The organism is Pantoea sp. JV6 (genome assembly GCF_025910055.1).
Taxonomy (GTDB): Bacteria; Pseudomonadota; Gammaproteobacteria; order Enterobacterales; family Enterobacteriaceae; genus Pantoea; species Pantoea agglomerans.
Genome location: NZ_JAPCIM010000014.1, coordinates 1 through 26,356, shown reverse-complemented (window position 1 = coordinate 26,356; position 26,356 = coordinate 1). Strand labels below are relative to the sequence as shown.

Genomic DNA, 26,356 nt, shown 5'->3' with positions numbered 1-26,356 from the left:
AGCTGCGTGAATTACTTCTGGTCTGGCAGCGCGTAGGCAATGACATAATCGCCCAGCCTGGTACCAAACGAGCCGTGACCCCCTGCCGCGATGACAACGTACTGCTTGCCATCCACTTCATAGGTCATTGGTGTCGCCTGGCCGCCTGCTGGCAGACGTGCCTGCCATAACAGTTCGCCGGTATCAGTGCTGAAAGCACGCAGGTAGTTATCTGCGGTCGCACCAATGAAGAACACCTTACCTGCGGTGGTGATAGGACCACCCAGCATCGGCATACCCATTTTGAACGGCAGCGGAACCGGTGCGCTATCGCGAACGGTACCGATACGCTGTTTCCACACCACGTTGTTGGTCTTCAGATCCACCGCGGAGATGTAACCCCAGGCAGGCTGTTTGCATGGCAGACCAAACGGTGACAGGAACGGGTTCAGCTCGACGCCATACGGCACGCCATACTGAGGCTGAATACCGGTTTCAGTACCTGAACCACCTTCAGCGCCTTTCGGCGGCTCAATCGGGTTGCCTGGGCCACGTGGAATCAGCTTAGAGACAAACGGCAGCGCCATTGGGTTAGCAATCGCGATCTGACGATGAGGATCAACTGCGATGCCGCCCCATTCGAACATACCGAGGTTACCCGGGAACACCAGCGTACCCTGCTCAGATGGCGGGGTGAACGGACCTTCATAGCGCAGGCGCTTGAAGATCACGCGGCACACCAGTTGGTCAAACATCGTTGCGCCCCACATATCCTTGTCCGTGAGATTCTGTTTCGGACGGAAGGTCAGCTCAGAGTAGGGCTGAGTGGCGGCAACGTGATCGCCTTTAGCAGCACCCTGTGGCACTGGCGTTTCTGGCGCAGGCACGACTGGCTTGCCGGTACGGCGATCCAGTACAAAGATGTTGCCGGTTTTCGCTGGCGCGTAGACAACCGGTACGGTGTTGCCATCTTTATCGGTGATGTCAGCCAGCGTAGGCTGCGACGGCAGATCCATATCCCACAGATCGTGATGCACAGTCTGATAAGACCAGACCAGCTTACCGGTGGTGGCGTTCAGGGCCAGCACGCTGCTTGCATAACGCTCCTGCTCTGGTGTGCGGTTACCGCCCCAGATATCCGGTGTGCTCACGCCCATCGGCAGGTAAACGGTATCCAGTTTCGGATCGTAAACTGCCGGTGCCCATGAGTTCGGAGAGTTCATGGTGAAGGTGTGTTCATCAGCCGGAATGGCATTAGGATCTTTTGCGCCTGGATCAAACACCCACAGCAGTTTGCCGGTATTCACATCAAAGCCACGAATCACGCCTGACGGCTCGCGGGTTGAGTAGTTATCGGTAACCGCACCCGCCATCACGATGGTGGTGTTAGTAATCACCGGCGGTGAGGTCGGCTCATACTGACCCGCAGTGGTGACAGGCTGTTTGTGTTGCAGATCCAGCTCGCCGTTGACGCCAAATGCCGGGCAGCGTTCGCCGGTCTCTGCGTCCAGTGCAAACAGACGACCATCGTTGACCGGCAGATAGATACGACGTGAACACAGCGCAGGCTGAGTGTTCGCTGCATCGGCGGCTGCCGGCACTTCATGGTAAGAAACACCGCGACAGGTCACGTGCTGGAAGGTCGGGTTGACCTTCATGCCCGGATCAAATTTCCACTTCTGCTTACCGGTGGCCGCATCCAGTGCAAACAGGATCTGGTGTGGCGAACAGAGATAAAGCGTGTCGCGGATTTTAATCGGCGTAACTTCGTCGGTAATTTCACCCGGATCGTTAGGGGTTTTCATGTCGCCAGTCTGGAACTGCCAGGCAACCTGCAACTCTTTCACGTTCTGGTGATTAATCTGCTTCAGCGGAGAGAAACGGGTTCCCTGCTGATCGCGCGCATAAGCGGGCCAGTCAGCGTCCGGGATGTTGCTCAGCGGCGCAGCCTGCGGGGCGTTGTCAGCGGTTTCTGGTACTGACCCGTTGATGACCTGCGGATCGTTGAATACCGCATAGGCCAGCACAATGGCACTGGCAATCAGCGCCACAGCCATGGTACCCAGCGCGGCTTTGCTGCCCGCGTTGAAGCTGCGATAAACAAACGGCAGGATCAGCCAGACACCGAAGATCACCAGCACATCGGTGCGTGGTGCCAGTGCCCAGAAGTCGGTGCCCACTTCCCATACACCCCAGATCAGGGTGCCGATCAGCAGCAGCGCATAGAGAACCAGCGCAGTGCTTTTACGACGGGAAAGCAGATAAGCGGTGATAAGCATCACCACACCGCCAAAAACGTAATACCAGGAACCACCAATGGCGGCTAACCAGCCACCGCCAATCAGCATAAACGCGCCCGTCAGCACTGCGAACAGCACCGTCAGGAAACGAATTACGCCAAAAGATGAGGAGTTTTTCCCCATAATATCGACCTCGTTTCGTTGCCATAAAACACACGAAAACAACCAGATAGGCTGTTTCCAGTTATCAAGTACAAATGATTAGGGTGTTCTGAAGTATCTCTTCCGTTAAGACAGACGATCCCTTTGTGTTAAATGTTATAGCAAAATCAGATCGAGGTTTGATTTTTTTGGCTTAAACCGCTTAACAACTGGAATAAAACGACATTTTATGGGGGATTAAAGGACGTTAAGCGCACCGCCGTGTGCCCTTAACGCCGGAAGGCAGGATTTGTGAATCAGCAGCTAATAAGATCGCCGTCCGAGCGTTGCTGTTGCCAGCCGCTGATATTTATCTCAGCAAACTGCTCAGCGGTTAAGGGCGGCGTATGACTTCGTACGATTACCTCTGCCCCTTTTTCACGAAACGTCGCCATAAAAAAGGGAAAGGTAAACTTCTCATAATTATCATTAAAGAAAGATTCGGTTAAAACAATCCCTGAAAAAGGAAATGATTCCAGTAGTCGCCAGTCTGCACCCGGTGGCGCAAAATCATAAAGCCAGAAATCAAATTTCTTTGTTAATTCAAGCAGTGACGTACTATGTGCTGCCAGACTGGAATAATTAATGCCAATCCGGACACGCGCATTTTGTAAATGCGTATAGGCATCCGGAACCGCGATCATTCCCCGTAATCGAATATCTTCCACCGGCACAACCATTAATGCTGCTTCAGTAGCAATTTGATTGTGTAATGAAATAATGTTGTTTGTATTAAGTATATTTCCGCTATCCTGGTTTTGCTGAAGATAAGGCACGCTATAGCAAATGCCAGTGACATTACGCTTAACGTGATGGATTGGTTCAGTAACATAGGGGTTATATAAACTGTTTTTCATTATCTCTATGAAATTCAATAGAAAGGATTTTTTGTTAATTAAGCATATAAAAAGTCGCATTTTTCTAAACGCGTGAATAAATATAGATCACATGCTTAATCCAAATCATCCTTTTGTTGCCGGAGAAAGTAAATAAACCTGTTAGCAAAGAAACGATAATTCCTTTGGCGTCTGATGATGTGCTGGAATATATTCAATAGTCGGGACCAATAGGCTGGTAATAATCATGAGGGGTCTGACGCGCCTCGGCCGGACAGGGACGCTGCTTATCGCACAGGGAGGCAGCGCTGGAGCCGCAGGCCTTCTGCTCGCATCCGGTCTGCTATCGTGAAGCCGACAATCACCACACCAATAACACCGCGCAACGACGCGGGTTTCCTCACCTGATTTGGGATAAGACATGGGATTTATGGCATCGGCGGCGGAAGAGTCGCTGTGGCGACATCGGACATTTGTCGCCTTCTGGGTGGCGCGTACCTGTTCATCATTTGGTTTTCAGATGTTCTCGGTCGCAATCAGCTGGCAGATCTATGCGCTGACCAACAGCGCGATGGCGTTAGGGATGATTGGCTTAATGCAGTTTCTGCCGTCGGTGTTGCTGGCGCTGCCAGCGGGTCATCTGGCGGATCAATATGACCGGCGGCGGATCGTGCTGTTGGGTCAGCTGGTGGAATTTGCCGCACTGCTGGCATTAGTGGTGCTTACCTTATTCCATACCCCCGATAAGACCGCGTTGTGGGGGCTGGTGTTTATGATTGCGGTGGCGAAAGCGCTGGAGTGGCCTGCGATGTCTTCAATGCTGCCGTCGCTGGTGCCGCCTTCGATTCTGGCGCGTGCGATGGCGATGAACTCCGTGGGCGGTCAGGCAGCGGTTATCGTCGGGCCGACGATTGGCGGGCTGCTTTATGTCGCCGGGCCGCATGTGGTGTATGGCGTTTCCGGGCTATTTTATCTGGTTTCGCTGACGCTGGTGAGTCTGTTGCGTTATGAACGCCCGGTGCAGGCTCGTCTGCCGATGAATATGAAGAATCTGTTTGCCGGGATTCACTTTATCCGTGAGCGCAAAGATGTACTTGGGGTAATTTCGCTCGATCTGTTTGCGGTGCTTTTGGGCGGTGCAACGGCGCTGCTGCCGATTTTTGCCAAAGATATTCTGCATACCGGGCCCTGGGGGTTGGGGATGTTGCGCGGCGCACCGTCGGTGGGAGCATTGCTGGTGGGCATCTGGCTGAGCCGTCACAAGCTGGAGAAGCATGTCGGGATGATTATGTTTGGCTCGGTGGCGGGCTTTGGCGTTGCCACGCTGGTGTTCGCGCTTTCCACGCAGTTATGGCTGTCGCTGGTGGCGCTCTGTGCGCTGGGTGGCTTTGATATGGTGAGTATGGTGATCCGGGGCGCGCTGGTGCAGCTGGATACGCCGGATACCATGCGTGGTCGGGTGAATGCGGTTAACGCGATTTTCATTAATACGTCGAATCAGCTGGGCGAGTTTGAGTCGGGGTTGCTGGCGGCCTGGATGGGTGCGGCACCGGCGGCGGCGATTGGCGGCATCGGTACGCTGGTGGTGGTGGCGCTGTGGATGAAGTTGTTTCCGCATCTGCGACGGCGTCAGAAGCTGGAGAATGAGGTGGATCCGGTTTGAACAACCGAGGTTGGTGAGGCAGATGCGGTTGTAGAATTGAGTGCAATCTCAGGGAGCCTATGCCTTGCGCAAAAGCGCCATCCATTCGCTGTGAGTATGTAAGTTGCCTCTGACTGAGACGCAAACCGGACGAACGCAAAGCTCCGTGACGCCTTTCAAAACGTTCCTGATTTACACGAAAACGCGTTCCTTGCTATAACTTATCTCTCATCGGCAGGCCTGTGGCCTCCTCAGTCAGCTTAAGCGCTTATAGAGGGTACCGTTATGAATCAGACTCACTCCATTCCGGAAATTTATAATCCTGATGTGCCGTATTCAGTAAAGTGCGAGATCGTGGCGCAGCTGTGCCGGGCGCTGGCTTCCCATAAAAACATCCCGGTTAGCGCCCTGAGAAAATATCTTCTGGAAAAAACTCACGTTGATTTCGAAAATCTGGAGGATAACCCGGTAGGAATGCTGCTGCTGTATGAGTATCTTCACTGCCAGCGCCCCTCGGTCTGCGCCCGGAATGAAAAAAACCTTCATTAAGCGCTGCCTCCAGCAGGGGGCCATTTAATCAAATATGCCTTCGGAGAAGAGGGCTGGAGAGGGTGCGGTTGAGTTGTCGCTGGCAACGGTTTCCCGAGCCAGCTCAACCTCAATATTGTCACTGGCCCGAAGGCCAGTACAGGAAGTTACCAGTCATACTGCCATTAAAATCCTGGGGTCAGAGGGGGAGGCCGACCCGCAGGCTGGGGCCATCAGGCCCCGGTTTTTCCCAGGTTGGCGTCAAATGTTAGCCAGCTTTCACGCATGTCCACTACGCTGCGGGTTTTACGAGCCTCATCGATTTTAATTGCCGTGAGGCCCGCTTCCAGCGCGTCCACTACTGAAACTTTCAGCGGTGTTCCCTGTTTAATATGTTTAACGATCTCTTCAGCCATCAACGCATCTGCGCCGTAATGGCCATCATACGCATTGCCACTGTAGGCGGTATCGACCTCTTTCTCGCCGCTGCGTGCGTTGTGTACGCGGAAGTAGTTGCGCACGAAGTCGCCTTCCGCCATGCCGTCGGTGCCCATGACACAGAAACGGCGGAACTCATCCGGCACATTCAGATTGGCGTGGAAGGCCAGCGTCGCGCCGCCTTCGTACTCAATCAGGGCTGTCTGGTAGTCGACAATATCGGCATCGCTGTCGAACACCGCATCGGTGCTCGACCAGCCGCTGGGCTTCACGTGATAAAGTTCTGAGTCAGCGGTGATAGCTCCCTGCGGCGCATGAGCGGGAGTAAAGGATTTCCGGCCACCAAAGCTGGCGACGCGGATCGGGCGCTCCTGCAACAGCCCCTGATAGAGATCGATGTCGTGACAGCATTTTTCCAGAATGTACGGACCGGCATATTTCTCCAGACGGCGCCAGTCGCGCTGAAAGAATGCGCCGTGATAAGGCTTGATATGTTCTGTCGCCTCAATCGAGGTGATCTCACCCAACTGACCCGCATCGCGTGCCGCCAGCAGATCGTGATAGAGCGGGGAATAGCGCAGTACCAGGCCGACCAGAATGCGCGCTTCGCCATACTGACGCACCAGCTTCGCCATCTCCATGGTCTGCTCTTCATTGATCACCACCGGCTTTTCGGTAAACACCGTGTAACCCGCTGCCAGCGCCTGACCCACATGCTCCAGATGCAGAAAGTTGGGAGAGCCAACCAGCACGACATCCATTCCGCCATGTTCCAGCAGAGCATCGATTGACGCAAAGGCCTGGCCGGGCGCGATACCAAAGCTGTGCAGATTAGGCAGTCCGGCGGGTGCCGGATCGTAATAACCCACTACCGAGAAGGCGTCGTCGGCTTTGCTGAACTCTTTGATCACGTGGGACAGTCGAAAGCCGAGACCGATAATGCCTACTTTCATGTTAAACCCCTGCTCCTGAAATCGCATGATGCATAGCCCGCCTGTGATCGGGCGCGCCTGTTGATAATCTGACCACCAACTTATTACGACAGAAAAACTAATGTCAATAACGCACTGCGCATTTTGCGAGGGGGTTTTTGTTATGACGATGTAAAATAACAAGAAAATTCAGATATGATTTTGCTATATTTATTTGTTATTGCGATTTAAGTTTTTTTATCCTATCGTTCGCTCATTATGGCTATAACCCTTAATCAGGGAAGGAAGCGCGTGCAACCACACTATCTTCTGGGCATTGATGGCGGCGGTACACAGTGTCGCGCGCGGTTAACCGACCTGCAGGGTCGCATCCTGGCGGAAGCCACCGGCGGGCCTGCCAACGTCTGGTCAGACTATGACGCGGCACTGACCTGCGTCGGGCAGCTGATCGAACGGGTATTGTCACAGGCGGGATTAGCCCCGGAGGCGCTGACGCAAACCGCGCTGGTGGCCGGATTAGCCGGTGCGAACGTCACCTCGGTACAGGCGCGGCTCGCCAGCTGGCAACCTGCCTGCGCGGCGTTACAGGTGGTCAGCGATGTGGAGATCGCCTGTGCGGGCGCCCATGGCGGCGCACCTGGCGCCGTCTTTATTATCGGCACCGGCAGTCAGGGAGCCGCGTGGGATGGCGAACAGTTTACGCTGCTTGGCGGCTGGGGCTTTGCCTTGTCTGACCAGGGATCGGGCGCTGAGCTGGGCCGTCGTGCGCTGCGGCTGGCGCTGCTGGCCCATGAAGCGATTATTACCCAGAGCGCTCTTACCCGGCAGCTGATGGCGCAGTTCGACCACAGTCCGGAAACCATGCTGCTCTGGACGCGCTCAGCGACGCCTGCAGACTGGGCCCGCGTGGTGCCACAGATTTTTGCGGCCGCCGACGCGGGCGATGGTCATGCACAGGATCTGCTGCATCAGACCGCAGCCGATATCGGCCTGATGGTCCGCCGTCTGACTGCCCTGAGCAGCGGACCCGTGGCGCTGATGGGGGGACTGGCCACGCCGATTCAGCGCTGGCTGGATGACGATATTCAGGCCCGGCTGGTGACGCCGCAGGGCGATGCCCTGAGCGGGGCGCTGATACTGGCGCAGCAGCTGACGCCTGCCCGATTACCGATCTGAAGCTGGCTGAGCATCCTCAGCCAGATAACCCGAGGAATTTATGACCGCTCCCAACGTAACCGCGCGCATTCTGCGGTTGATTGTTGAAAATGCGCCGATCAGCCAGTCAGACCTGAAAGTTCGTAGCGGACTGAGCATGTCGACCGTGTCGCAGGCGACTAATCGCCTGCTGGCGCAGGAAATCGTGCAGGAGCTGGGGCTGCGTCGCGTGTCGATGGGGCGGCCAAAAACGCTGCTTGGGCTCAATCCCGATCGCGCCAGCGTGATTGGCATTCAGCTCAATGCAGAACGCAACCTGATCGTCATGACCGATCTCAGCGGCAATCTGCTGGGCGAACAGCAGATGCCGAAAGGCACGCTGACACCGCGCCAGCTCGGCGATGCACTGGCGAAATTCCTGCGCGGCGTTGAGGAGAAGCGGGTGGGCGCCATTGGCCTGGCCTTGTCGGGATTGGTCGATGCCGAAAACGGCTACTGTATCCGCTCCAAAGTGCTCGACTGGGACAACGTCCCGATTGCGCGCCTGCTGGAAGAGCGTTTCTCGCTGCCGGTGTTTATCGAGAATGACGCCAACGCCATGGCAATGGCGGCGCTGGTATTTGGTCAGCTCGGCAACGCGCAGTCGGCGGTGATCGCCACCTATGGCAAAGGGATCGGGGCGGGCATCATTCTGAATCGTCAGCTCTACCGCGGTCGTCACGGCAAGGCGGGAGAGATTGGCAACGGGCTGGTGGGCGACGGCTCACTGCGTCTGCTGGAAGATGTCGCCTCATCGCGCGCCATTCTGCAACGGCTTGCTGACCAGGAGCCGGTGGAAGGCCTCACGTTGCAGGCGCTGGATCAGCGGCCAACGCCCGAGGTGCTGGCGGTGCTGGAAGAGGCAGGACGCGAGCTGGGAATTTCACTGGCGAACCTGTCGGTGGCTTACGATCCGGATGTGGTTTATCTGGCGATGGAGCCGCACATGGCGTCACGCATTCTGCTCGATCACATTACCCAGAGCTTCCAGGCCTACCGGCTTAAACTGACGCCGCACATGACGCCGCTGCAGTTCCTGACTGAATCGAACCGCATGTGGGCGCTGGGCGCGGCGGGTTTTGCCGTCAACCGGCTGCTTGATCTGCTGGCGGCGCAGGCCGATGAAGAGCCGGTCACCTGAGTTATCCCTCCAATAAAAACGGGCGCCACGGCGCCCGTTTTTGTTTCCGCGCTTCCCTTAGCGCAGGCGCATCCCCTGTTCATCAAACAGCAGGCAGTGCGCAGCAGAAAAGCCCAGTTCAACCTGCGTTCCCAGATCGCGCGTGGTTGCTTCGCGCTCTTCCACCACCAGCATCTCTTCACGCCCGATATCCAGGTAGAGGTAGTTGGTGTGGCCCAGCATTTCGCCATAGGCCAGCTCGCCGTGAAAGCGCAATGCCTCCGGCGTCTGCGCGGCAGGCTGGAAATGCTCGGGACGAATTCCCAGCGTCACGGTTTGCCCCTCGCGGCAGTCGGCGGCGATTTTCAGCACCAGCCCCTCAATCTTCAGTTCCGGCACCCGCAGCTGCACTTCACCCTTGCCCGTGGCGCTGATTTCCGCCCGCAGGAAGTTCATTTTTGGCGAGCCGATAAAGCCGGCGACAAACAGGTTATCCGGGTCGTGATAGAGCGTCAGCGGTGCGCCGACCTGCTCAATGCGGCCCTGACGCAGCACGACGATGCGGTCAGCCAGCGTCATCGCTTCCAGCTGATCGTGGGTGACATAAATCATGGTATTGCCGAGCGAGGCGTGCAGCCGCGCAATCTCAATCCGCATCTGCAAACGCAGCTCGGCATCGAGGTTAGAGAGCGGCTCATCGAACAGGAAGATACGCGGATGACGGATAATTGCCCGGCCAATCGCCACGCGCTGCCGCTGTCCGCCAGAGAGCGCGCGCGGCAGGCGGTCGAGCAGTTCGGTGAGATGCAGGCGGGCGGCCGTCCGGGCAATCGCCTCATTGATCTCCGCCTTAGACTTCTTCATTACCTCCAGCGGATAGGCCAGGTTGCCGCGCACCGTCATGTTGGGGTAGAGCGCATAAGACTGAAACACCATAGCAATGCCGCGCTCGGTGGCGGGCTGCTGCGTCATGTCCTGCTCCTCAATCAGCAACTGACCGCTGCTGATCTCCTCCAGCCCGGCGATCATCCGCAGCAGCGTCGATTTGCCGCAGCCGGATGGCCCGACAAACACCACAAATTCGCCGCTGTTGATCGTCAGATCGATGCCATGAATGACATTAACGTGTTCATAAGACTTCTTCACATTCTGCAAGCGCAGGCTGGTCATCGGCTACCTCACTCAGAGTAACTGGCCCATGTAGATGGCATTGCTGCGCAGGATTGGGGTGAACCCCATGCGCTGATAAAAGGCACAGACCTGCTCATTCTGCAGGCTGACGCCAAGATGGACACCGCTGACACCGGCAGCGCGCAGCGCCGCCAGCTCATGCTCAATCATCCGGCGACCCCAGCCGCCTTTCTGTGCCGCCGGCAGCAGGTTGATATGCAGATGAGCGGGCCACTGCGTCACCAGCGTGTCAGCGGCCTGGTCAGGATGGCGTATTGCGTCGAGCACTTTGCTGTCGAGCGGCGCGCTGGCGCTGCGATCACGATATTTCTCCTGCAGCTGCGGCCACCATTCGGTCTGTAGCTGCGCTTCAAACGCGCGGGTATCGGGCGCGGCGACCACATAACCCTGCACCTCACCGTCCCGCTCCAGCACAAAAGCAAAGTCAGGCGCGAAACGCGCATAAGGCACAGCAAAACGCTGGCCGGGATAGTCAGGATCGGAATAGAGCGCGCGGGCATCGCCACCTGCATCGGCTGTTTCCAGGCAGATGCGGTAGAGCGCCGGGTAGTCCGCCGGGGTGGCCGGACGAATGACACCTTGATTCGCCATGGTGAATTCTCGTGAGTGAATGAATCGGTCAGGGATTGAACAGATCCGCAGATAAAAGTTACGTTAATGAAAGTGGACTTAGTTTTCAAGATAGAATAATTACCTTATCTCACTAACACGGGCGCTTCGGCAATGTTTACCGGCATCGGGATGCACAACTGTGATCGCCAACACGCCCGGATCGTGGCGGCTGGCAGCAGATTCACGGCCAGTGAAAGGGGAAAAGTGTGAGCGTGATAGGATTTTCGTATGTTTTATCAGGACGTTATTTTGCAATGATTGCACTGGCATCTCCTGCTGCAGAAAAAGTAGCTGGCGACGCACCGCCACGGTTAATCGCGTAAATGCCAGCGCAGTGTGCTGAATTTCACGCCATGTCGCTGTTTATTTGCGCGTGCTCACAGCGTTGCAATTCCCCGCGCAGGCTGTTTGACTTTATTTTTTTATTAAAGTAAGTATGAGTGAGTGCGTTTGTGTGCGGCTGCAGCCTGCAGGATGTCAGGCGGTGAGATGAAAGGATGCCGATCCTGGTCTGAAGAAGGTGAGCATAATGTCTGTTTCCTCCGTTCGTTCGTTCCGAATTCGCAATGTGGGTCGGCTGCTGGCAGCGGGCCTGCTGGCGGGCAGCGTCTCGCATGCCGCCCACGCCGCCGTTACCCTGAATGAGTGGGATATCTACAACTACCCGGAGCAGACTGCCGCGGTGGATGAAGGGATTAAAGAGTTTTCCCAGCAGAATCCCGGCATTGTGATTAACCGCTCGGTTCACTCCTTTGAAGATACCCGTATTCCCCTGAAGCTGGCGCTGACCGCCGGTGATGGCCCGCAGATCGCTCAGGTCAACCAGGGCGGCGGTGATATGGGCTCGCTGGTTAAAGATAAGCTGCTGCTGCCGCTCGACAGCTACGCCGCCAGCAACGGCTGGACCACACGCTTCCCGGACTCGATTCTGAAACGTAACCGCTGGTCAGACAGCGGCGAGTTCGGCAGCGGCAAACTCTACGGCGTCGCCAGCCTGGGCGAGATGGTCGGGCTCTATTACAACAAAGCGCTGCTGGATAAAGCGGGCATTGCCGTGCCGAAAACGCTGGCTGAGCTGGAAAGCGCGATGGCGAAACTGAAGCAGCAGGGCACCGCACCGATGATGCTCGGTCTGCTGGATGGCAACATGGGCCAGCAGCTGCTCAGCACGCTGTGGCAGGCGCAGATTGAGAGCCACGACCGCAAGACGCTGGATAATCTGATTTACGATGTGGGCGGCACCTTCAAAGACAGCAAGCTGGTCAATGCCGCCTCTATGATGAAGAGCTGGACCGACAAAGGGTACTTCTTCCCTGGCTTCCAGGGCATCGGTCACGACGATGCGGCGACGCTGTTCCAGAACGGCCAGGCTGCGTTCCTGGTCAGCGGCACCTGGTATCTCGGCCAGTTTAAAGACAACAAAGATATTCACTTTGCCGCGATGCCTGCCGGTGAAGGCGTGAAGCAACCGCTGATGGTGGGCGGTACCGATCTGGCGTTCTCCATCACCAGCACTGCCAAAGGCAAAGACCAGCAGGAAGGTGCGGCGAAGTTCATCAACTATATGGTCTCTGATGCCATGGCGAACCGCTGGCTGAAGGTGGGCTTCCTGCCTGCCAGCACCAACAAAGCGGCGAAAATGCCAGCGGACAATCCGCTACTGGCCGAGGCGTATCAGGTCTGGCTGACGCTCAATGATTACGACGGTTTAGGTCACTACGTGGACTGGGCGACACCCACCATGAACGCCGAGCTGAATCAGAACGTTCAACTGCTGCTGGCAGGCCGTCAGACACCCGATCAGATGGTAGTTAATTTTGATAACAACTATCAGCGTTACCTGAAAACACTGAAGCATTAAGCCGGAGGCCCGGCGAACAGCCGGGCCTGAGCCTCGTTCTGAACCACGAGTAGAGTTATGTTGAATTTAAGTGGCTGGCGTAATTTTCTCTATGTTCTGCCTGCGGTGCTGGTCTATGCGGTGTTTCTGCTGTTCCCGCTACTGGCCTCGCTGGGCATCAGTTTTACCGAATGGGACGGCACCTCGCTGCCGGTGTTTAGCGGCGTCAGCAACTATCTGCGGATGTTCAGCGATCCGGTGTTCTGGATTGCACTGGGCAATAACGCCATCCTGATGCTGTTCTATACCCTGTTGCCGATTGGCGTCGGCCTGCTGCTCTGCAGCTTTCTGTATGACACGCGCAACAACAGCGAACGCAGCGTGCTGCGCATTCTCTTTTTCCTGCCCTACATCATGCCGATGGCGGTGCTGGGCGTGGTGTGGCGCTGGCTCTATAACCCGGCGTTTGGTCCGATCGACCAGATATTACGCGCAATAGGATTGCCCCAGCTGGCACTCTCCTGGCTGGGTGATTTTACCTGGGCGCTGCCCGCCGTGGGTCTGGTCGCCACCTGGTACTTCTTCGGCTTTTGTCTGGTGCTGTTTATGGCGGGCCTGCAGCGCATGGATCCCTCACTGCTGGAAGCGGCCGATCTCGATGGCTCGTCGCGTCGCCAGAAGTTTATGCGCATTACGCTGCCAGGCCTGCGACCCGAGCTGCGGATTGCCCTGCTGCTGACGGTGATCGCCAGCCTGAAAGCCTTTGACCTGGTCTATGTGATGACGCAGGGCGGCCCGGGCACCTCCACCATGGTGACCAACATCTTTATGTATAAGCAGGGCTTTGATCTGCACTACTTTGGCTACGCCTCGTCGGTGGCGGTGTTCAGCATGGTCATTGTTTTAGGGATTAACTATCTGATCCATGTGGCCTTAAAGGAGCGTTACTGATGCGAAGCACGCCGGTGATTTCACGCACGCTGATCTGGATCGTGGCGCTGATGACGATTCTGCCGTTCCTGATGGCGCTGATGACGTCGTTCAAAACCCAGATGGAGCTGTTTCAGGGGGTCTTCACGCTGCCCGCCTCGCTGAATTTCAAAAACTACCTGACCGCGTGGCAACAGGGACACTTCAACGTCTACTTTCTCAATTCGGTGCTGGTGGTGATTCCGGTGGTGCTGTTCAGCGTGCTGCTGGGCATTCTGGCCGGGTTCGGTTTCGCGTGGCTGAAAATCCCTGGTAAAAAAGTCATCGGAGCGATGCTGGCGCTGGGGATGGTGTTGCCGAGTGAAGCCTTTATCATTCCGCTCTATCACGAGCTGCGCTGGATGGGGCTGACCAACACCTATCTGGCGCTGATCCTGCCGCAAATCGCCCTGTCGCTGCCCTTTACTACGCTGATGATCGCCAGTGCTTTCCAGCAGGTGCCGAAAGAACTGGTGGAAGCGGCGGTAATGGATGGGGCATCGCGGGTCAAAATTCTGTGGGGCATTCTGGTGCCCGCTATCTGGCCGACCCTCTCAACGCTGGGGCTGCTGCTGTTTATCTGGACCTGGAATGAGTTCCTGATCCCGCTGATTCTGGTCAACAAGGATGAGTTACGCACACTGCCAATTGGCATGATGTTTTTCCAGAACAAAAACACCATCGACATTCCGGTGCTGATGGCGGGCGCGATGATTGTGATTATGCCGCTGATCGTGGTGTTCCTGATTTTCCAGCGCAAGTTCATCAGCGGCGTCACCGAAGGGGCCGTGAAGTAATCTGTGATAGCCCGCACGAAACGGCGCACTGGCGGCCAGACAAAGGTTTGCCGCGCCGTATCGTGCTGCAATTCCTCCTCCTCAATCCTGCGGGAGACGCATGATGCACCTTTCCCTTGCTGATTTTCACCCTGTCGCCGATGGCGAAACCCCGGACACGGCCGTGCTGCAACGCGCTATGGATCAGATTGCGGCGGCGGGCGGTGGCCGTCTGACCCTGCCTGCCGGGCGTTATCGCAGCGGCTGCCTGAATCTGCCCTCTGATTTTGAACTCCATCTTGAAGCGGGCGCGGTGCTGATCGCCAGTCAGCGGCTGGCTGATTACCAGGCGGTACAGGCGCTGAGCTGTGCTGAGAAGTCCCACAATGTGCTGCTCTATGCGCTGGGCCAGCGCAATATCACCATCAGCGGCACCGGCCGTATAGACGGTGACGGTGAAGCCTGGTTTGCCGCTGAGCGTGACGAGCAGGGCTATCGCCTGCCGCGTGCGGACCGGCCGCGGATCATTGTGTTTGAAGATTGCGAGCAGGTAACGCTGACCGCCTTTACCATCGTGCAGGCGCCGATGTGGACGGTGCATCTGGTGAGCTGTCGCCATGTGCATATCGACCACCTCACCATCGACAATGCCATGACCATGCCGAATACCGATGCGCTCGATATCGACAGCTGCGAAGCGGTGTTTGTCAGCAACAGCTATCTCAGTGCCGCCGATGATGCCATCTGCATCAAAACCACCCATAAACCGGCCGCGCTGCGGCGTCCGGCGCGGCAGATTATGATCACCAACTGCCTGCTGCGTAGCTACAGCTGCGCCTTTAAAATCGGCACTGAAACCTGGGATGATGTGGAAGATGTCACGGTGACCGGCTGCACCATTTTTGATTCCAACCGTGGCATCGGCATTCTGTCGCGTGACGGTGGCGCGATGCGGCGTCTGCTGTTCAGTAATCTGACTTTTGCCTGTCACCATGCGCCGCCCTGTCACTGGGGAAAAGCCGATCCGCTGCATATTTCGGTGCGCAGTCGCGATCCCGCCATTACGCCAGGCATCGTAGAGCAGGTGCAGTTCAGTAACGTTACGGGCGTGGCGGAAGGGGCGATTAACCTGCATGCGGCAGAACCGGGCTGGATACGCGATGTGGTCATCAGCCAGCTGCAGATGCGGCAGACCGTGGCACCGGTTGCACAGGGACACTATGACGTACGGCCGCCCTGTAACCCGGACTCCCCGACCGGCATGGGGCTGGATAACGCCTACAAACTTGACCCGAAAACCGGCGAAGCTTTTGGCGTAGAGCGCTATCCCGGCGGGCTGCCGGGCCTGTTCGCACGCGGGGTGGAGAACCTGCAACTGCACAGCCTGGCGATAATACGGCCGGAACCGTTACCGCCAGGCTGGCACCCCGAGTGCGTGGTGCAGTTGCCGGACTAAATCACAGCGCGGCGGCGATGGCCATACCGAGCTGTTCGGTGCTGGCGCTGCCGCCGAGATCGCGCGTCAGGTGCTCACCCGCTGCCAGCGTGCGTTCAATCGCGTCTAACACCGCATCACCTGCCGCTTTGTAGCCGAGGTGCTCCAGCATCATCGCGCCACACCAGATCTGTCCGATGGGATTGGCGACACCTTTACCGGCGATATCGGGCGCAGAACCGTGAACCGGTTCAAACAGGCTGGGGAACAGGCCTTCCGGGTTGATATTGGCCGAAGGGGCGATGCCGATAGTGCCGGTACAGGCCGGGCCGAGATCGGAGAGGATATCGCCAAACAGATTGCTGGCGACCACCACATCAAACCAGTCCGGATGCAGCACGAAGTTAGCGGTGAGAATATCGATGTGATACTTATCGACGCGAACATCGGGGAACTGACCGGCCATGGCTTCAACGCGGCTATCCCAGTAGGGCATGGTGATGGCAATGCCGTTCGATTTGGTGGCGGAGGTCAGGTGTTTCTTCGGCCGACTCTGCGCCAGCTGATAGGCAAACTTCAGGATGCGATCGACGCCGGTGCGCGTCATCACCGTCTCCTGAATCACCACTTCACGTTCGGTGCCGGGGAACATGGTGCCGCCGACGCTGGAGTATTCACCCTCCGTGTTTTCGCGTACCACATAGAAGTCGATATCGCCGGGCTGACGGTTCGCCAGCGGCGCTTTGACGCCTGGCATCAGTCGCACCGGACGCAGATTCACATATTGATCGAACTCCCGGCGGAACTGCAGCAGCGAGCCCCACAGTGAAACGTGGTCGGGCACCACATCGGGCCAGCCGACTGCGCCAAAATAGATCGCATCAAAGGCTTTCAGCTGTGGAAACCAGTCGTCAGGCAACATTTTGCCATGCTGCTGCCAGTAGTCGGCACTGGCGTAATCGAACCACTCCCAGCGCAGCGGAATGTTAAATTTCTCTGCGGCCGCATTCATTACACGGACGCCTTCCGGCATCACTTCTTTGCCGATGCCGTCGCCAGGGATCACGGCAACAGAGTGAATTTTGTCAGTCACAGGGTACCTTTCCGGTTGATGTTCGAATTGTGTACGCAGTATAACTGTCGCTTCCGGGGAAATAATGAGCCTGAAAGGCAATCCAGTGTTGAATAAAAGTAGAGAATCCCGCACCTCCACCGATGATTTAGCCTTCTTTGTTCGCCTGGCTGCGCTGGATAGCCTGACTGCGGCGGCGCGCGAACTGGGATTGTCGCTGGCGGCGGTCAGCAAACGTCTGAGCCAGCTGGAACAGCGGCTTGGTGTGCAACTCCTGCGCCGCACCACGCGACGACTGGAGCTGACGCCGGAAGGGCGCCGATATCTGGCGGGTGCGCGTCCGTTGCTGGATCAGCTGGCGGCGCTGGAAGAGGCGGTCAGCGGCGAGACCGCCCAGCTGCGCGGCACACTTAACATCAACGCCTCATTTGGCTTTGGCCGTCGGCATATTGCGCCCTGCGTCTCGGCTTTTGCCGCGCTGCACCCGGAACTCTCGCTGTCGCTGCAGCTCAGCAGCCAGCCACTTAATTTTCTTGATGCCCACATGGATATTGATATCCGCGTCGGGGAACCGCCCGACTCACGGCTGGTGGCGCGCAAACTGCGTACCAATCCGCGCATTCTCTGCTGCTCACCCGCCTATGCCGCCCGGCACGGTCTGCCGGAGACAGTGCGCGATCTGGCACAACACAACTGCATTTTACTGCGCCAGCACGACAGCGATTTTACCCTGTGGCGACTGACCAGCGGCGAACAGAGCATCACTCAGAAAGTGCGCGGCAGTCTTATCACCAACGATGGCGAAGTGGCGATGCGACTGGCGATGGATGGGCATGGCATCTTGCTGCGTTCCTGGTGGGACGCGCAGCACAGTCTGGCGACGGGCGAACTGCTGCCGGTGTTACCCGACTGGCAGGCACCGGATGGCGATATTTTTGCGGTCTGGCAGGCGCAGCGTCAGCTTCCGGCGCGTATTACCGCATTTGTGGCGTTTCTGCAGAGCAATCTGCAATCGGTTGATTAGCCAGGCTTTTAAAGGCAGTTTCTGGCGCGGCCAGACGCCTGCGGACAATAAACATACCGCATTAAGCTGATTCGGTTGCGTCAGCGTGCCGCTGCGTTTACAGCGTTTTAGCGGCTGCGTATGATTCTTATTCTTTTTATTTCCAGCCTGTCCTCTGCGTTGTGGCCAGCCGGGAGCAGCAGGCAGATAGGGGAGTTAAGTATGAAAGCGTTGTTCAGTCCGCGTACAGCGGCACTTACACTGGCGATGGTGACCACCTTCAGCCTGACGGCGTGCCAGATGCCGGCGAAAAAAGTGGATGTCAGCGCGCCGGTGGTGATGCAGCCCTCCAGCCCGGATAACCTGATTCAGCGCGAGCTGGGTGAAGGTTTGTATGAGATGGCCTATCTGCCAGCAAAAAATGCCCTCTATGTCGCCAGCGCGCAGGGATTTAAAGATATCAGCGGCGGCATGATCTACCGTCTTGATGCTTCCACGCTGCAGAGCACCGGCGCGGGACACTTCGACCTGAAAAACTTTGGTCTGATCAGCGCGCCTGACGGCAGCGCACTCTACGCCACCAACACGCTGGATGGCGGTATCTCTAAGATCGATCCTGATAACGGTAAGGTGCTGAAGCGCCTGATGTTTGACGAGAAAAACGAGAAAGGCATGCCCTATGGCACGCGTGAAATCTTTCTGCATGACGGGCTGCTCTATGTCGGCGGCGTGGGCGATCCGGGCGTGATCTGGGTGGTTGATGCCAAAACCCTGACGCTGAAAACCCGGATAAAAAATGCCGGGAAGTGGGTCACAGGCATCATCTTCTCGCCGGTCAGCGACCGGATTTATGCGGCGAACGGCAGCGGGGAAATCCTGGTGATCAATCCGCGCAATAACAAAATCGAGCAGCGCCTGACGGCGGGTGACGGGCAGGAGTATCTGTTCCTGAATATGGCCGAGGATCCGGCAACCGGTCGCCTGTTTGTTACGGATAATTCAAAAGCGAAAAATACGCTGGTGTTTGATGAGCGCAGCGGCAAGGTCATTAAGCGTCTGAATCTGGGCGACTCACTGGGGATTAAGTTTAATGGCAAGCGCAATGAGATTTATATCAGCCAGCGCGAATCGAAGAAGGTGCTGCAGCTGGATGGCACCACCTATGAGGTGAAAAACAGCTGGTCATTTAATAGCCACCCCAACAGTCTGCTGGTCTCACCGGACGGGCAGACCCTGTTCGTCACCCTGAAGCAGGGCTTCAATGACGATCACAGCAGTCAGGGGCTGGATGGCGTGGCGCGTATCACACTGCAATAAGAAAAGGCGGCATCGCTGCCGCCTGCATCTTTACTTAGCCACACCTTCTACCAGCACCACGCGATAGTTCGCGCCTTTCAGACGGTGCGCTTTGGCAGCCTGATATTCCGGGCTGTCATACCAGGCATGTGCGGCTTCGCGGCTCGCGAATTCCAGAATCACCACGCCTTCCGCTTCCTGCCCTTCCAGCGTTTCAAGTTCGCCATAAAAGGCGAGAGGATTGATCTGATGATCGCCGCGAGCCTCGCCCGCTTTCTCGGCATAGATCGCCATTTCGTCCTGGTTCAGGGTGTTATCACGAATAAATACAACATATGCACTCACAGGTCTCTCCTTAAGCTTTTTTATCCTGGGTTTTGGTATCGAAGTCAGCGGCATCATGACGCTCGTGCAGCTGATCGGCCGGGTCGCCCATGACACGATTGACCTTACGGCCACGAATTACAGCAGGTCGCAGCGCGATCTCTTTCGCCCAGCGCACTACATTTTTATAGGACTGCACATCCAGGAATTCGGCACCGCCATACTGATCATTCAGCACCATGTTGCCGTACCACGGCCAGGTGGCGATATCAGCGATGGTGTAGTCATCACCGGCCAGATAGCGGTTATCTGCCAGCTGACGATCCAGCACGTCGAGCTGACGCTTCGCTTCCAGCGTGAAGCGGTTAATGGCGTACTCAATTTTTTCTGGCGCGTAGTGATAGAAATGACCGAAACCACCGCCCAGGTAAGGCGCTGAGCCCTGTAACCAGAAGAGCCAGTTCAGGGTTTCGGTGCGGCCAGCGATATCTTTCGGCAGGAAGTAGCCATACTTCTCCGCCAGATAGAGCAGGATGTTGCCCGATTCAAATACCCGAATCGGCGGCGTTGCCGAGTGGTCGCTCAGCGCCGGGATTTTCGAGTTCGGGTTTACGTCGACAAAACCGCTGGAGAACTGATCGCCTTCGCCGATACGGATCAGCCAGGCATCATATTCCGCATCGTTGACGTTAAGCGCCAGCAGCTCTTCCAGCAGGATGGTCACCTTCTGGCCGTTAGGCGTGCCAAGCGAATAGAGCTGTAAAGGATGCTTGCCGACCGGCAACGCTTTTTCATGGGTGGGACCAGCGAACGGACGATTAGTTTTAGCGCCGTTACCTTTGGCTTCAGGGTCCCAGGTCCAGACTTTTGCGGGCTGATATGCATTTTCCGACATAATGAAAGTTCGCCTTATGGTGTGGTATTGGTCTGGAGTGTAGCAGGTGCTGCGAAGGGGGTTTAACTCTGCTGGCTGCGCAAGGCCGTGCTGCAGGGGGCTGATGTCAGGCGGGCAGCGGCACTGGAGAAAAGTGAATAAAAGTGTGTCAGGCAGGTGGTTCGTTATCCTGAGCGGAGGTGGCCGTGCAGTCAGCAGCGACTGCACGGCAGGCAGGGTTACAGCAGTTCACGCTCAATCAGTTCGCGGGTTTCTACCGCCTGAACCTTCATCTTTTCCGGGTAGCCAAACAGAGACGCCGCGATGATCGGTTCACCGCCGACTTTATAACTGCGGGTGGCAAAGCCGGTGTCGCGCAGCGTTTTAAACAGGGTGTCGAAGTCCACTTCGCCTTCGCCCACGCCGACATGCTGGTGAATGGTGGCATCCACCCCTGGCGGGTTAACGATGTAGCGACAGTGTTTTGTATGGTTCATGGTGTCGGCGATCAGCATGTGTGACAGATCGTCACCGGCATACTCCAGCATCGGTTTCACATCACCTTTGCCTTTGTCATAAAAGAAAGTGTGTGGCGCGCTGTAGATATACTTCACATTATCGCTGCGGAACGACTTCACGATATCCACAGTTTCGTTGTTCTCTTCGCAGAAATCCCACGGATGGGCCTGGATTTCGACGCGGATGCCTTCACGTTCGATGATTGGCAGCAGCTCTTCCATGGAGCGATAGAACATCTCTTCACAGATTTCCGGCTCGTTAGGCGTGCCGGAGAGTTCGGTGTTGATCACCTGCACACCCATCTCAACCGCGATCTCGATCATCCGCTTCCAGTTCTTCACCGCCGCCTGACGACGCAGCTCATCCGGGCCGGACCAGCGATAGACCACGATAAACGAGGAGATCTCCAGCCCGGTGGCGTTTAACGCATTCTTATACTCGGTGATGATTTCACGGCTGGCTTTAGGATGCTTATAAAACGGGTTGATCTGCGGATGCGGCGACTGTTCGATATATTTGTATCCCCAGTCGGCCACCTGATGAACCATACGGGTGATGCCTAAATCTTTAATCACATCCACATCAAAAGCGATTTTCATCTTTCTGCTCCGGGCACATTAAGGTTGCTGTTCTTCATTGAAGGTCACGCCAATCTGCTGCCTGACGTTGTCCATCGCGGCCAGGGTGGTAATCGCCTGGTCAAGCGAATGGATGGGTGAATCGATCCGGTTCTGACCGATACACCAGGCGAAATGGTTAATTTCATGACAGAGCTGTTCATAGCGGCTGGCAGGCTCCTGCCACTGCAGGCGATGACGCCGATCGCTGGAGGTCAGGGTGAAGTTACCGGGCGCATAGAACTGGCCCGCCAGTTCCAGCGTGGCCTCGCGTCCGGCGATCACCGCGCCGCCTGGCGTGTTGCTGAACAGGGTGGTATTCAGCACCGAATGCATGCCGTGCTGATGGGTAAACAGCATCGACGTCTGACCGTTTACACGCCCATCCGGGACGGGCTGGCCCCGGGCGACGATCGTGTCAGGCGCACCGCCGCCAACAAACACGCTAAGCGCCACCAGATAGCTGCCCAGATCCAGCATCGGGCCGCCCGCCAGATCGGCGTTGAAGATGCGGTGGTCCGGGGTGAAAAACTCGCCATGATCGGCAATCAGGGTGTGAACATCGCCGAGCACGCCATCCACAAGCAGCTGACGGATAACGTCATATTTCGGTGTGAAGTTGCACCACATCGCCTCCATACAGAGCAGGTTCGCGGCAGCGGCGGCCTGTTTAAGCTGTGTCGCCTGCTGAGCATTCAGCGCCAGCGGCTTTTCAATCAGCAGATGCTTTCCGGCGGCAATGGCGCGCAGACCATCGGGAAAATGGTGGTTGTGGGGCGTAGCGATATAGACCGCATCAACATCCTCCCGCGCCAGCAGCACGTCGATACTGCCCGTGGCATGGCTGATTGACCATTTGTCGGCAAAGGCCTGCGCTTTTGCCGGGTCACGCGCAGCCACCGCCGTGAGCTGCTGATGGGTATGCTGGCGCAGTGCATGGGCAAAATGGTCGGCGATCCAGCCCGGCCCGATAATGCCCCAGCGCAACTGTGGTACCTGGCTGGCCGCGGTCAGGCGTGGAACCGGAAGCGTTGAAGGGAACATAACTTTTCCTTTTATACGTGCAGGCAGGTGCTGCTCAGGGCTCCACTATAGAAAGCCCGCCGTCGTCGCTCTAACCTTTTAATGATGTGATCCCATCAACCCGATCGGCGCAGGATTTTTATCCGTTTTAGCAAATGGGCGTTTTAAAGAGAATGCAGAAAGAAATGAATGTTTCATTTTGCGAGGACGATCAAGATTAACGCTGACTTTCTATCAAATAAATGAGAGGAAATGGCTGTGCCGCGATAGAGTGTTGATGTCTCAGACAACAGAATATATAGGCGTAGCCGTCAGCCAGCGCTACAGAGAGCAGAAGCAGGGAGAAGGATGATGTCAAAAGTGACGATGACCGCTATTGCGCAGGCGGCGGGCGTGGGCGTGGCCACCGTGGATCGGGTGCTGAATGGACGCGCGCCGGTGCGCAGCGTGACCGAGCAGAAAGTGCTGGCTGCGGCCCGCGAGCTGGGCTATCACCTGACGCAGGCACACATCCGGACAACATCGCCGCTCGCTGCGGCAACAGTTCGCGTGAGCTTTATCCTGCTGCCTGCCCGTTATTCGTTTTATCAGCAGCTAGGCGAGGTGCTGAAACAGCAGCTGAAGGCGCAGCAGCCACAGGGCAGCGAACCTGAATTCTGCTGGCATGATATTCATGAAGTGGAGGCGGTGGCGCACTCGCTGCGTCTGCTGGCACAGCGCAGTGATGTGATTGCGCTGGTGGCGCTGGATCATCCGCTGATTCGTCACGCGATTCAGGATGTGTCACGACTGGGCGTACGGGTTTACGCGCTGTTTTCTGATTTCTCGCCCTGTGAGCATGCGGGGTTTATCGGCATTGATAATCAGAAAGCGGGACGTACGGCGGCCTGGATGGCACAGCATCTGCTGCGTCAGCCGGGATGCGTTGGGGTGCTGCTGGGCGATCACCGCTTTACCTGCCAGGAGAGCAGCGAGATCAGTTTCCGCTCCTACCTGCGCGAGTCAGGCATCAGTCAGCGGGTACTGGAACCGTTAAAAACGCATGAGTCGGGTGAAGGGGGCTATCAGGCGACCCGGCAGTTGCTGGACACCCATGATGATCTGGTGATGATTTATGCGCCATGCGGCGGCATCGAGGGTGTGGTGCGGGCGCTGCGTGACAGCGGGCGCAGACAGATCGATCTGCTGTGCCACGGTCCGCTGCCCGGCGATGAGCTGGCGCTGATTGATGGCACCATTACGCTGATGTTGCGCCATCGTATTGATGCCATGGCTGCGGCGGTGATCGCCACCTGCCTCAACAGCCGGATGGAACAGCGCGACCATTTTGCGCAGGTGACCGTACCCTTTGAAATCGTGACGCGTGAAAACCTGTAGAAAGAGCAGGTTAGCGGACATTTGATAGAAAGCTATCATATAAAGAAATATTTAAACGCGATCTCTATCAAAAAATGAAACTTTCATTGTTGTCTGAGATGAAATTTTCATTTGATACTGCCAGCAGTTCTCACTGCACAGGCAGATATCATGACCTTTCACATTGCTAATGCGCCCTGTAGCTGGGGCGTGGACGATCCCGCTAATCCCTGGCTGCCGCCGTGGCAGAAAGTCCTGACTGAAGCCGCTCTGGCTGGCTATCCCAGTATCGAACTTGGCCCTTGGGGCTATCTGCCAGCGGATGCAGCCGAACTGACCCGGCAGCTTAATGCGCATCAGCTTTCGCTGGTGGCGGGTACGATTTTTGATGATTTGGTCAGTGAAGCGCATTTCCCTGAACTGGTGACGCTGACCCACAACCTGTGCCGTACGCTGGCCAGCGTACCAGCCGCCGCCAGAACGCCCGGCGCCAGCGCGCCTTATCTGGTGATCATCGACTTCGGGAATCCGGAGCGGGCGAAATATGCCGGTCAGTCAGAAAAAGCGCCACGGCTCTCCGCTGACGACTGGCAGCGCATGATGCGACACATCACCATTCTCAGTGAGATTGCCTGGCAGGAGTATGGCGTGCGACCGGTGATCCATCCGCATGCGGGCGGCTGCATTGAGTTTGCCGATGAGCTTGCGCGGCTGGTCAGTGATATTCCGCATCAGGTGGCTGGTTTATGCCTGGATACCGGCCATCTCTATTACGCCGGGATGGATCCGGTCGCTTCGCTGCAACAGTACTGGAGCAGCATCGATTACCTCCACTTCAAAGACGTTAACCAGCGGGTCTGGCGAGACGCCCTCTCTCACGGACTCGACTTTTTCACTGCCTGCGCGCAGGGGGTGATGTGTCCGCTGGGGCAGGGCGCAATTGACTATCCGGCGGTGCGCACGCTGCTGACTGAGCGTAACTATCAGGGCTGGATCACCATCGAACAGGAGCGTGATCCGCGCCATGCCGACACCAGTCTGCGGGATGTTAAAGCCAGCCTGGACTATCTCCGATCAACAGGATTCTGAGGACAACAGCATGATTAACGGTAAAAAAGCGGCTAATCGCTCGCTGCGCTGGGGCATGATCGGCGGCGGCGGCACCAGCCAGATTGGCTATATCCATCGCTCTGCGGCACAGCGTGACGGAAACTTTGTGCTGCTGGCGGGGGCGTTTGATATTGATGCCGCACGCGGGCGTGAGTTTGGTCAGGCGCTGGGTGTGGCACCGGAGCGCTGTTATCCCGATTATGCCAGCCTGTTCGCCGGGGAAGCCGCGCGTGAAGATGGCATTGAGGCGGTGTCTGTCGCCACGCCTAATAATACTCATTTCGCCATTTGCCGCGCGGCGCTTAATGCCGGGCTGCATGTGGTGTGCGAGAAGCCCCTCTGTTTTACGGTCGAAGAGGCGGATGAGCTGGAGCAGCTGAGCCGGGAGAAGCAGAAGGTTGTTGGCGTCACCTACGGTTACGCCGGGCATCAGCTGGTTCATCAGGCCAGGGAGATGATCGCTGAAGGGGCTCTGGGTGAGATCCGCATCGTTAACATGCAGTTTGCCCACGGCTTCCATAATGAGGCGGTGGAGTTGCAGAGTGAAAGCACCCGCTGGCGGGTCGATCCGCGCTTTGTCGGCCCGAGTTACGTGTTAGGCGACCTGGCGACGCATCCGTTGTTTATCGCAGAAACGATGTTGCCACAGCTGAAAGTGACACGTCTGCTCTGTTCGCGTCAGAGCTTTGTCGCGTCGCGTGCGCCGCTTGAGGATAACGCCTTTGTGATGATGGAGTATGACAACGGCGCGGTCGGCACGTTATGGGCGTCGGCGGTGAATGCCGGATCGATGCACGGGCAGAAGATTCGGGTCGTCGGATCGAAAGCCAGTCTGGAGTGGTGGGATGAGCAGCCGAACCAGTTGCGCTATGAAGTGCAGGGCGAGCCAGTGCGCATTCTGGAGCGCGGCATGGGCTATCTTAATCCGCGCGCGCTGGAAGAGGACCGCATTGGCGGAGGGCATACCGAGGGGTTATTTGAAGCCTGGTCCAATCTTTATCGTCGCTTCGCACTGGCGATGGATGCCACCGATCGCCGTGACACCGACTTCCTGCAGGATTTCTGGTATCCCGACGTGCATGCCGGATTAATGGGCGTGCGCTGGGTCGCGCAGTGCGTGAAATCGGCGGATGCCGGTGCAGTGTGGGTGGCGTGCTGAAGCAGAGGGCGAGCCACAGGATGTGGCGAGTGTATCGAACCTTCGATAACGGGTTCGCTCCACAAAAGCA

At 57.0% G+C, this 26,356-nt stretch carries 23 protein-coding genes; 12 read left to right on the top strand and 11 right to left on the bottom strand.

Features of this window, described 5'->3' with window-relative positions:
• Positions 1 to 11 precede the first annotated feature (11 nt).
• The gene (locus OK412_RS16260) at positions 12 to 2,402 is read right to left on the bottom strand and encodes a glucose/quinate/shikimate family membrane-bound PQQ-dependent dehydrogenase (protein ID WP_010252065.1); all 2,391 of its coding nucleotides are present in this window, start codon (positions 2,400 to 2,402) and stop codon (positions 12 to 14) included.
• A gap of 275 nt (positions 2,403 to 2,677) precedes the next feature.
• A complete protein-coding gene (locus OK412_RS16255; RefSeq protein WP_029519503.1) occupies positions 2,678 to 3,277 on the bottom strand; it encodes a hypothetical protein in 600 nt (199 codons plus the stop codon).
• A 400-nt stretch (positions 3,278 to 3,677) separates the two neighbouring features.
• Here OK412_RS16255 and OK412_RS16250 point away from each other — a divergent pair, with 400 nt between their 5' ends.
• Positions 3,678 to 4,919, top strand: coding sequence for an MFS transporter (locus OK412_RS16250; RefSeq protein WP_010252060.1), 1,242 nt, complete (start codon positions 3,678 to 3,680; stop codon positions 4,917 to 4,919).
• A 315-nt stretch (positions 4,920 to 5,234) separates the two neighbouring features.
• On the opposite strand, the gene OK412_RS16245 is transcribed toward OK412_RS16250, so the two are convergent.
• A complete protein-coding gene (locus OK412_RS16245) occupies positions 5,235 to 5,444 on the bottom strand; it encodes a hypothetical protein (protein ID WP_124889615.1) in 210 nt (69 codons plus the stop codon).
• A 215-nt stretch (positions 5,445 to 5,659) separates the two neighbouring features.
• Positions 5,660 to 6,817, bottom strand: coding sequence for a Gfo/Idh/MocA family protein (locus tag OK412_RS16240; RefSeq protein WP_010252054.1), 1,158 nt, complete (start codon positions 6,815 to 6,817; stop codon positions 5,660 to 5,662).
• 270 nt (positions 6,818 to 7,087) lie between these two features.
• On the opposite strand from OK412_RS16240, the gene OK412_RS16235 reads away from it, so the two are divergent.
• Positions 7,088 to 7,972 carry a BadF/BadG/BcrA/BcrD ATPase family protein gene (locus OK412_RS16235; RefSeq protein WP_033759586.1) on the top strand — a complete coding sequence of 295 codons (885 nt, stop codon included), beginning with the start codon at positions 7,088 to 7,090 and terminating at the stop codon, positions 7,970 to 7,972.
• A 40-nt stretch (positions 7,973 to 8,012) separates the two neighbouring features.
• Positions 8,013 to 9,131, top strand: a complete 1,119-nt coding sequence (locus OK412_RS16230) for an ROK family transcriptional regulator (protein ID WP_022625245.1) — start codon at positions 8,013 to 8,015, stop codon at positions 9,129 to 9,131.
• 57 nt (positions 9,132 to 9,188) lie between these two features.
• On the opposite strand, the gene OK412_RS16225 is transcribed toward OK412_RS16230, so the two are convergent.
• Together OK412_RS16225 and OK412_RS16220 are read right to left on the bottom strand one after the other, a co-directional pair.
• Positions 9,189 to 10,280 (bottom strand): ABC transporter ATP-binding protein, encoded by a 1,092-nt coding sequence (locus OK412_RS16225; protein ID WP_033787522.1) that lies wholly within the window; start codon positions 10,278 to 10,280, stop codon positions 9,189 to 9,191.
• Positions 10,281 to 10,292: 12 nt separating this feature from the next.
• Positions 10,293 to 10,892, bottom strand: coding sequence for a GNAT family N-acetyltransferase (locus tag OK412_RS16220; RefSeq protein WP_022625246.1), 600 nt, complete (start codon positions 10,890 to 10,892; stop codon positions 10,293 to 10,295).
• Positions 10,893 to 11,442: 550 nt separating this feature from the next.
• Here OK412_RS16220 and OK412_RS16215 point away from each other — a divergent pair.
• The 4 genes from OK412_RS16215 to OK412_RS16200 all read left to right on the top strand — a co-directional run bounded on the left by OK412_RS16215 (position 11,443) and on the right by OK412_RS16200 (position 15,954).
• Positions 11,443 to 12,774: an extracellular solute-binding protein gene (locus OK412_RS16215; RefSeq protein ID WP_010252044.1), complete on the top strand. Its 1,332-nt coding sequence runs from the start codon at positions 11,443 to 11,445 to the stop codon at positions 12,772 to 12,774.
• Positions 12,775 to 12,831: 57 nt separating this feature from the next.
• The gene (locus tag OK412_RS16210; RefSeq protein ID WP_264353363.1) at positions 12,832 to 13,704 is read left to right on the top strand and encodes a carbohydrate ABC transporter permease; all 873 of its coding nucleotides are present in this window, start codon (positions 12,832 to 12,834) and stop codon (positions 13,702 to 13,704) included.
• A complete protein-coding gene (locus OK412_RS16205; protein WP_264353362.1) occupies positions 13,704 to 14,519 on the top strand; it encodes a carbohydrate ABC transporter permease in 816 nt (271 codons plus the stop codon). The genes OK412_RS16210 and OK412_RS16205 overlap by 1 nt, the downstream gene beginning before the upstream one ends.
• 103 nt (positions 14,520 to 14,622) lie before the next feature.
• The gene (locus OK412_RS16200; protein ID WP_061703665.1) at positions 14,623 to 15,954 is read left to right on the top strand and encodes a glycoside hydrolase family 28 protein; all 1,332 of its coding nucleotides are present in this window, start codon (positions 14,623 to 14,625) and stop codon (positions 15,952 to 15,954) included.
• 1 nt (position 15,955) lies between these two features.
• On the opposite strand, the gene OK412_RS16195 is transcribed toward OK412_RS16200, so the two are convergent.
• The gene (locus tag OK412_RS16195) at positions 15,956 to 17,026 is read right to left on the bottom strand and encodes a tartrate dehydrogenase (RefSeq protein ID WP_033787519.1); all 1,071 of its coding nucleotides are present in this window, start codon (positions 17,024 to 17,026) and stop codon (positions 15,956 to 15,958) included.
• Positions 17,027 to 17,090: 64 nt separating this feature from the next.
• On the opposite strand from OK412_RS16195, the gene OK412_RS16190 reads away from it, so the two are divergent.
• Positions 17,091 to 18,029, top strand: a complete 939-nt coding sequence (locus OK412_RS16190; protein ID WP_264353361.1) for a LysR family transcriptional regulator — start codon at positions 17,091 to 17,093, stop codon at positions 18,027 to 18,029.
• Positions 18,030 to 18,230: 201 nt separating this feature from the next.
• Positions 18,231 to 19,325 carry a YncE family protein gene (locus OK412_RS16185; RefSeq protein WP_264353360.1) on the top strand — a complete coding sequence of 365 codons (1,095 nt, stop codon included), beginning with the start codon at positions 18,231 to 18,233 and terminating at the stop codon, positions 19,323 to 19,325.
• A 30-nt stretch (positions 19,326 to 19,355) separates the two neighbouring features.
• On the opposite strand, the gene OK412_RS16180 is transcribed toward OK412_RS16185, so the two are convergent.
• From OK412_RS16180 to OK412_RS16165, 4 genes are all read right to left on the bottom strand, one after another.
• Positions 19,356 to 19,649: a DUF1330 domain-containing protein gene (locus OK412_RS16180; protein ID WP_010252030.1), complete on the bottom strand. Its 294-nt coding sequence runs from the start codon at positions 19,647 to 19,649 to the stop codon at positions 19,356 to 19,358.
• A 10-nt stretch (positions 19,650 to 19,659) separates the two neighbouring features.
• Positions 19,660 to 20,523: a glutathione-dependent disulfide-bond oxidoreductase gene (gene yghU / locus OK412_RS16175; RefSeq protein WP_010252027.1), complete on the bottom strand. Its 864-nt coding sequence runs from the start codon at positions 20,521 to 20,523 to the stop codon at positions 19,660 to 19,662.
• A gap of 218 nt (positions 20,524 to 20,741) precedes the next feature.
• Positions 20,742 to 21,620, bottom strand: a complete 879-nt coding sequence (locus OK412_RS16170) for a sugar phosphate isomerase/epimerase family protein (protein WP_010252025.1) — start codon at positions 21,618 to 21,620, stop codon at positions 20,742 to 20,744.
• An 18-nt stretch (positions 21,621 to 21,638) separates the two neighbouring features.
• Positions 21,639 to 22,682 carry a Gfo/Idh/MocA family protein gene (locus tag OK412_RS16165; RefSeq protein ID WP_250488966.1) on the bottom strand — a complete coding sequence of 348 codons (1,044 nt, stop codon included), beginning with the start codon at positions 22,680 to 22,682 and terminating at the stop codon, positions 21,639 to 21,641.
• A gap of 330 nt (positions 22,683 to 23,012) precedes the next feature.
• Here OK412_RS16165 and OK412_RS16160 point away from each other — a divergent pair, with 330 nt between their 5' ends.
• The 3 genes from OK412_RS16160 (at position 23,013) to OK412_RS16150 (ending at position 26,286) form a co-directional block, all read left to right on the top strand.
• Positions 23,013 to 24,038 (top strand): LacI family DNA-binding transcriptional regulator, encoded by a 1,026-nt coding sequence (locus OK412_RS16160; RefSeq protein WP_010672023.1) that lies wholly within the window; start codon positions 23,013 to 23,015, stop codon positions 24,036 to 24,038.
• Positions 24,039 to 24,188: 150 nt separating this feature from the next.
• Positions 24,189 to 25,106, top strand: a complete 918-nt coding sequence (locus tag OK412_RS16155; RefSeq protein ID WP_264353359.1) for a sugar phosphate isomerase/epimerase — start codon at positions 24,189 to 24,191, stop codon at positions 25,104 to 25,106.
• 10 nt (positions 25,107 to 25,116) lie between these two features.
• Positions 25,117 to 26,286 carry a Gfo/Idh/MocA family protein gene (locus tag OK412_RS16150; protein ID WP_264353358.1) on the top strand — a complete coding sequence of 390 codons (1,170 nt, stop codon included), beginning with the start codon at positions 25,117 to 25,119 and terminating at the stop codon, positions 26,284 to 26,286.
• The last annotated feature ends 70 nt before the right edge of the window (positions 26,287 to 26,356 follow it).

What these genes read in the sequence shown, in the direction of transcription:
- OK412_RS16150 (WP_264353358.1), top strand. Translation starts at nt 25,117, where the DNA reads ATGATTAACGGTAAAAAAGCGGCTAATCGCTCGCTGCGCTGGGGCATG.
- OK412_RS16240 (WP_010252054.1), bottom strand. Translation starts at nt 6,817, where the DNA reads ATGAAAGTAGGCATTATCGGTCTCGGCTTTCGACTGTCCCACGTGATC.
- OK412_RS16245 (WP_124889615.1), bottom strand. Translation starts at nt 5,444, where the DNA reads ATGAAGGTTTTTTTCATTCCGGGCGCAGACCGAGGGGCGCTGGCAGTG.
- OK412_RS16205 (WP_264353362.1), top strand. Translation starts at nt 13,704, where the DNA reads ATGCGAAGCACGCCGGTGATTTCACGCACGCTGATCTGGATCGTGGCG.
- OK412_RS16185 (WP_264353360.1), top strand. Translation starts at nt 18,231, where the DNA reads ATGAAAGCGTTGTTCAGTCCGCGTACAGCGGCACTTACACTGGCGATG.
- yghU (WP_010252027.1), bottom strand. Translation starts at nt 20,523, where the DNA reads ATGTCGGAAAATGCATATCAGCCCGCAAAAGTCTGGACCTGGGACCCT.
- OK412_RS16260 (WP_010252065.1), bottom strand. Translation starts at nt 2,402, where the DNA reads ATGGGGAAAAACTCCTCATCTTTTGGCGTAATTCGTTTCCTGACGGTG.
- OK412_RS16170 (WP_010252025.1), bottom strand. Translation starts at nt 21,620, where the DNA reads ATGAAAATCGCTTTTGATGTGGATGTGATTAAAGATTTAGGCATCACC.
- OK412_RS16225 (WP_033787522.1), bottom strand. Translation starts at nt 10,280, where the DNA reads ATGACCAGCCTGCGCTTGCAGAATGTGAAGAAGTCTTATGAACACGTT.
- OK412_RS16250 (WP_010252060.1), top strand. Translation starts at nt 3,678, where the DNA reads ATGGGATTTATGGCATCGGCGGCGGAAGAGTCGCTGTGGCGACATCGG.
- OK412_RS16210 (WP_264353363.1), top strand. Translation starts at nt 12,832, where the DNA reads ATGTTGAATTTAAGTGGCTGGCGTAATTTTCTCTATGTTCTGCCTGCG.
- OK412_RS16215 (WP_010252044.1), top strand. Translation starts at nt 11,443, where the DNA reads ATGTCTGTTTCCTCCGTTCGTTCGTTCCGAATTCGCAATGTGGGTCGG.
- OK412_RS16155 (WP_264353359.1), top strand. Translation starts at nt 24,189, where the DNA reads ATGACCTTTCACATTGCTAATGCGCCCTGTAGCTGGGGCGTGGACGAT.
- OK412_RS16200 (WP_061703665.1), top strand. Translation starts at nt 14,623, where the DNA reads ATGCACCTTTCCCTTGCTGATTTTCACCCTGTCGCCGATGGCGAAACC.
- OK412_RS16220 (WP_022625246.1), bottom strand. Translation starts at nt 10,892, where the DNA reads ATGGCGAATCAAGGTGTCATTCGTCCGGCCACCCCGGCGGACTACCCG.
- OK412_RS16230 (WP_022625245.1), top strand. Translation starts at nt 8,013, where the DNA reads ATGACCGCTCCCAACGTAACCGCGCGCATTCTGCGGTTGATTGTTGAA.
- OK412_RS16255 (WP_029519503.1), bottom strand. Translation starts at nt 3,277, where the DNA reads ATGAAAAACAGTTTATATAACCCCTATGTTACTGAACCAATCCATCAC.
- OK412_RS16165 (WP_250488966.1), bottom strand. Translation starts at nt 22,682, where the DNA reads ATGTTCCCTTCAACGCTTCCGGTTCCACGCCTGACCGCGGCCAGCCAG.
- OK412_RS16160 (WP_010672023.1), top strand. Translation starts at nt 23,013, where the DNA reads ATGTCAAAAGTGACGATGACCGCTATTGCGCAGGCGGCGGGCGTGGGC.
- OK412_RS16190 (WP_264353361.1), top strand. Translation starts at nt 17,091, where the DNA reads ATGAGCCTGAAAGGCAATCCAGTGTTGAATAAAAGTAGAGAATCCCGC.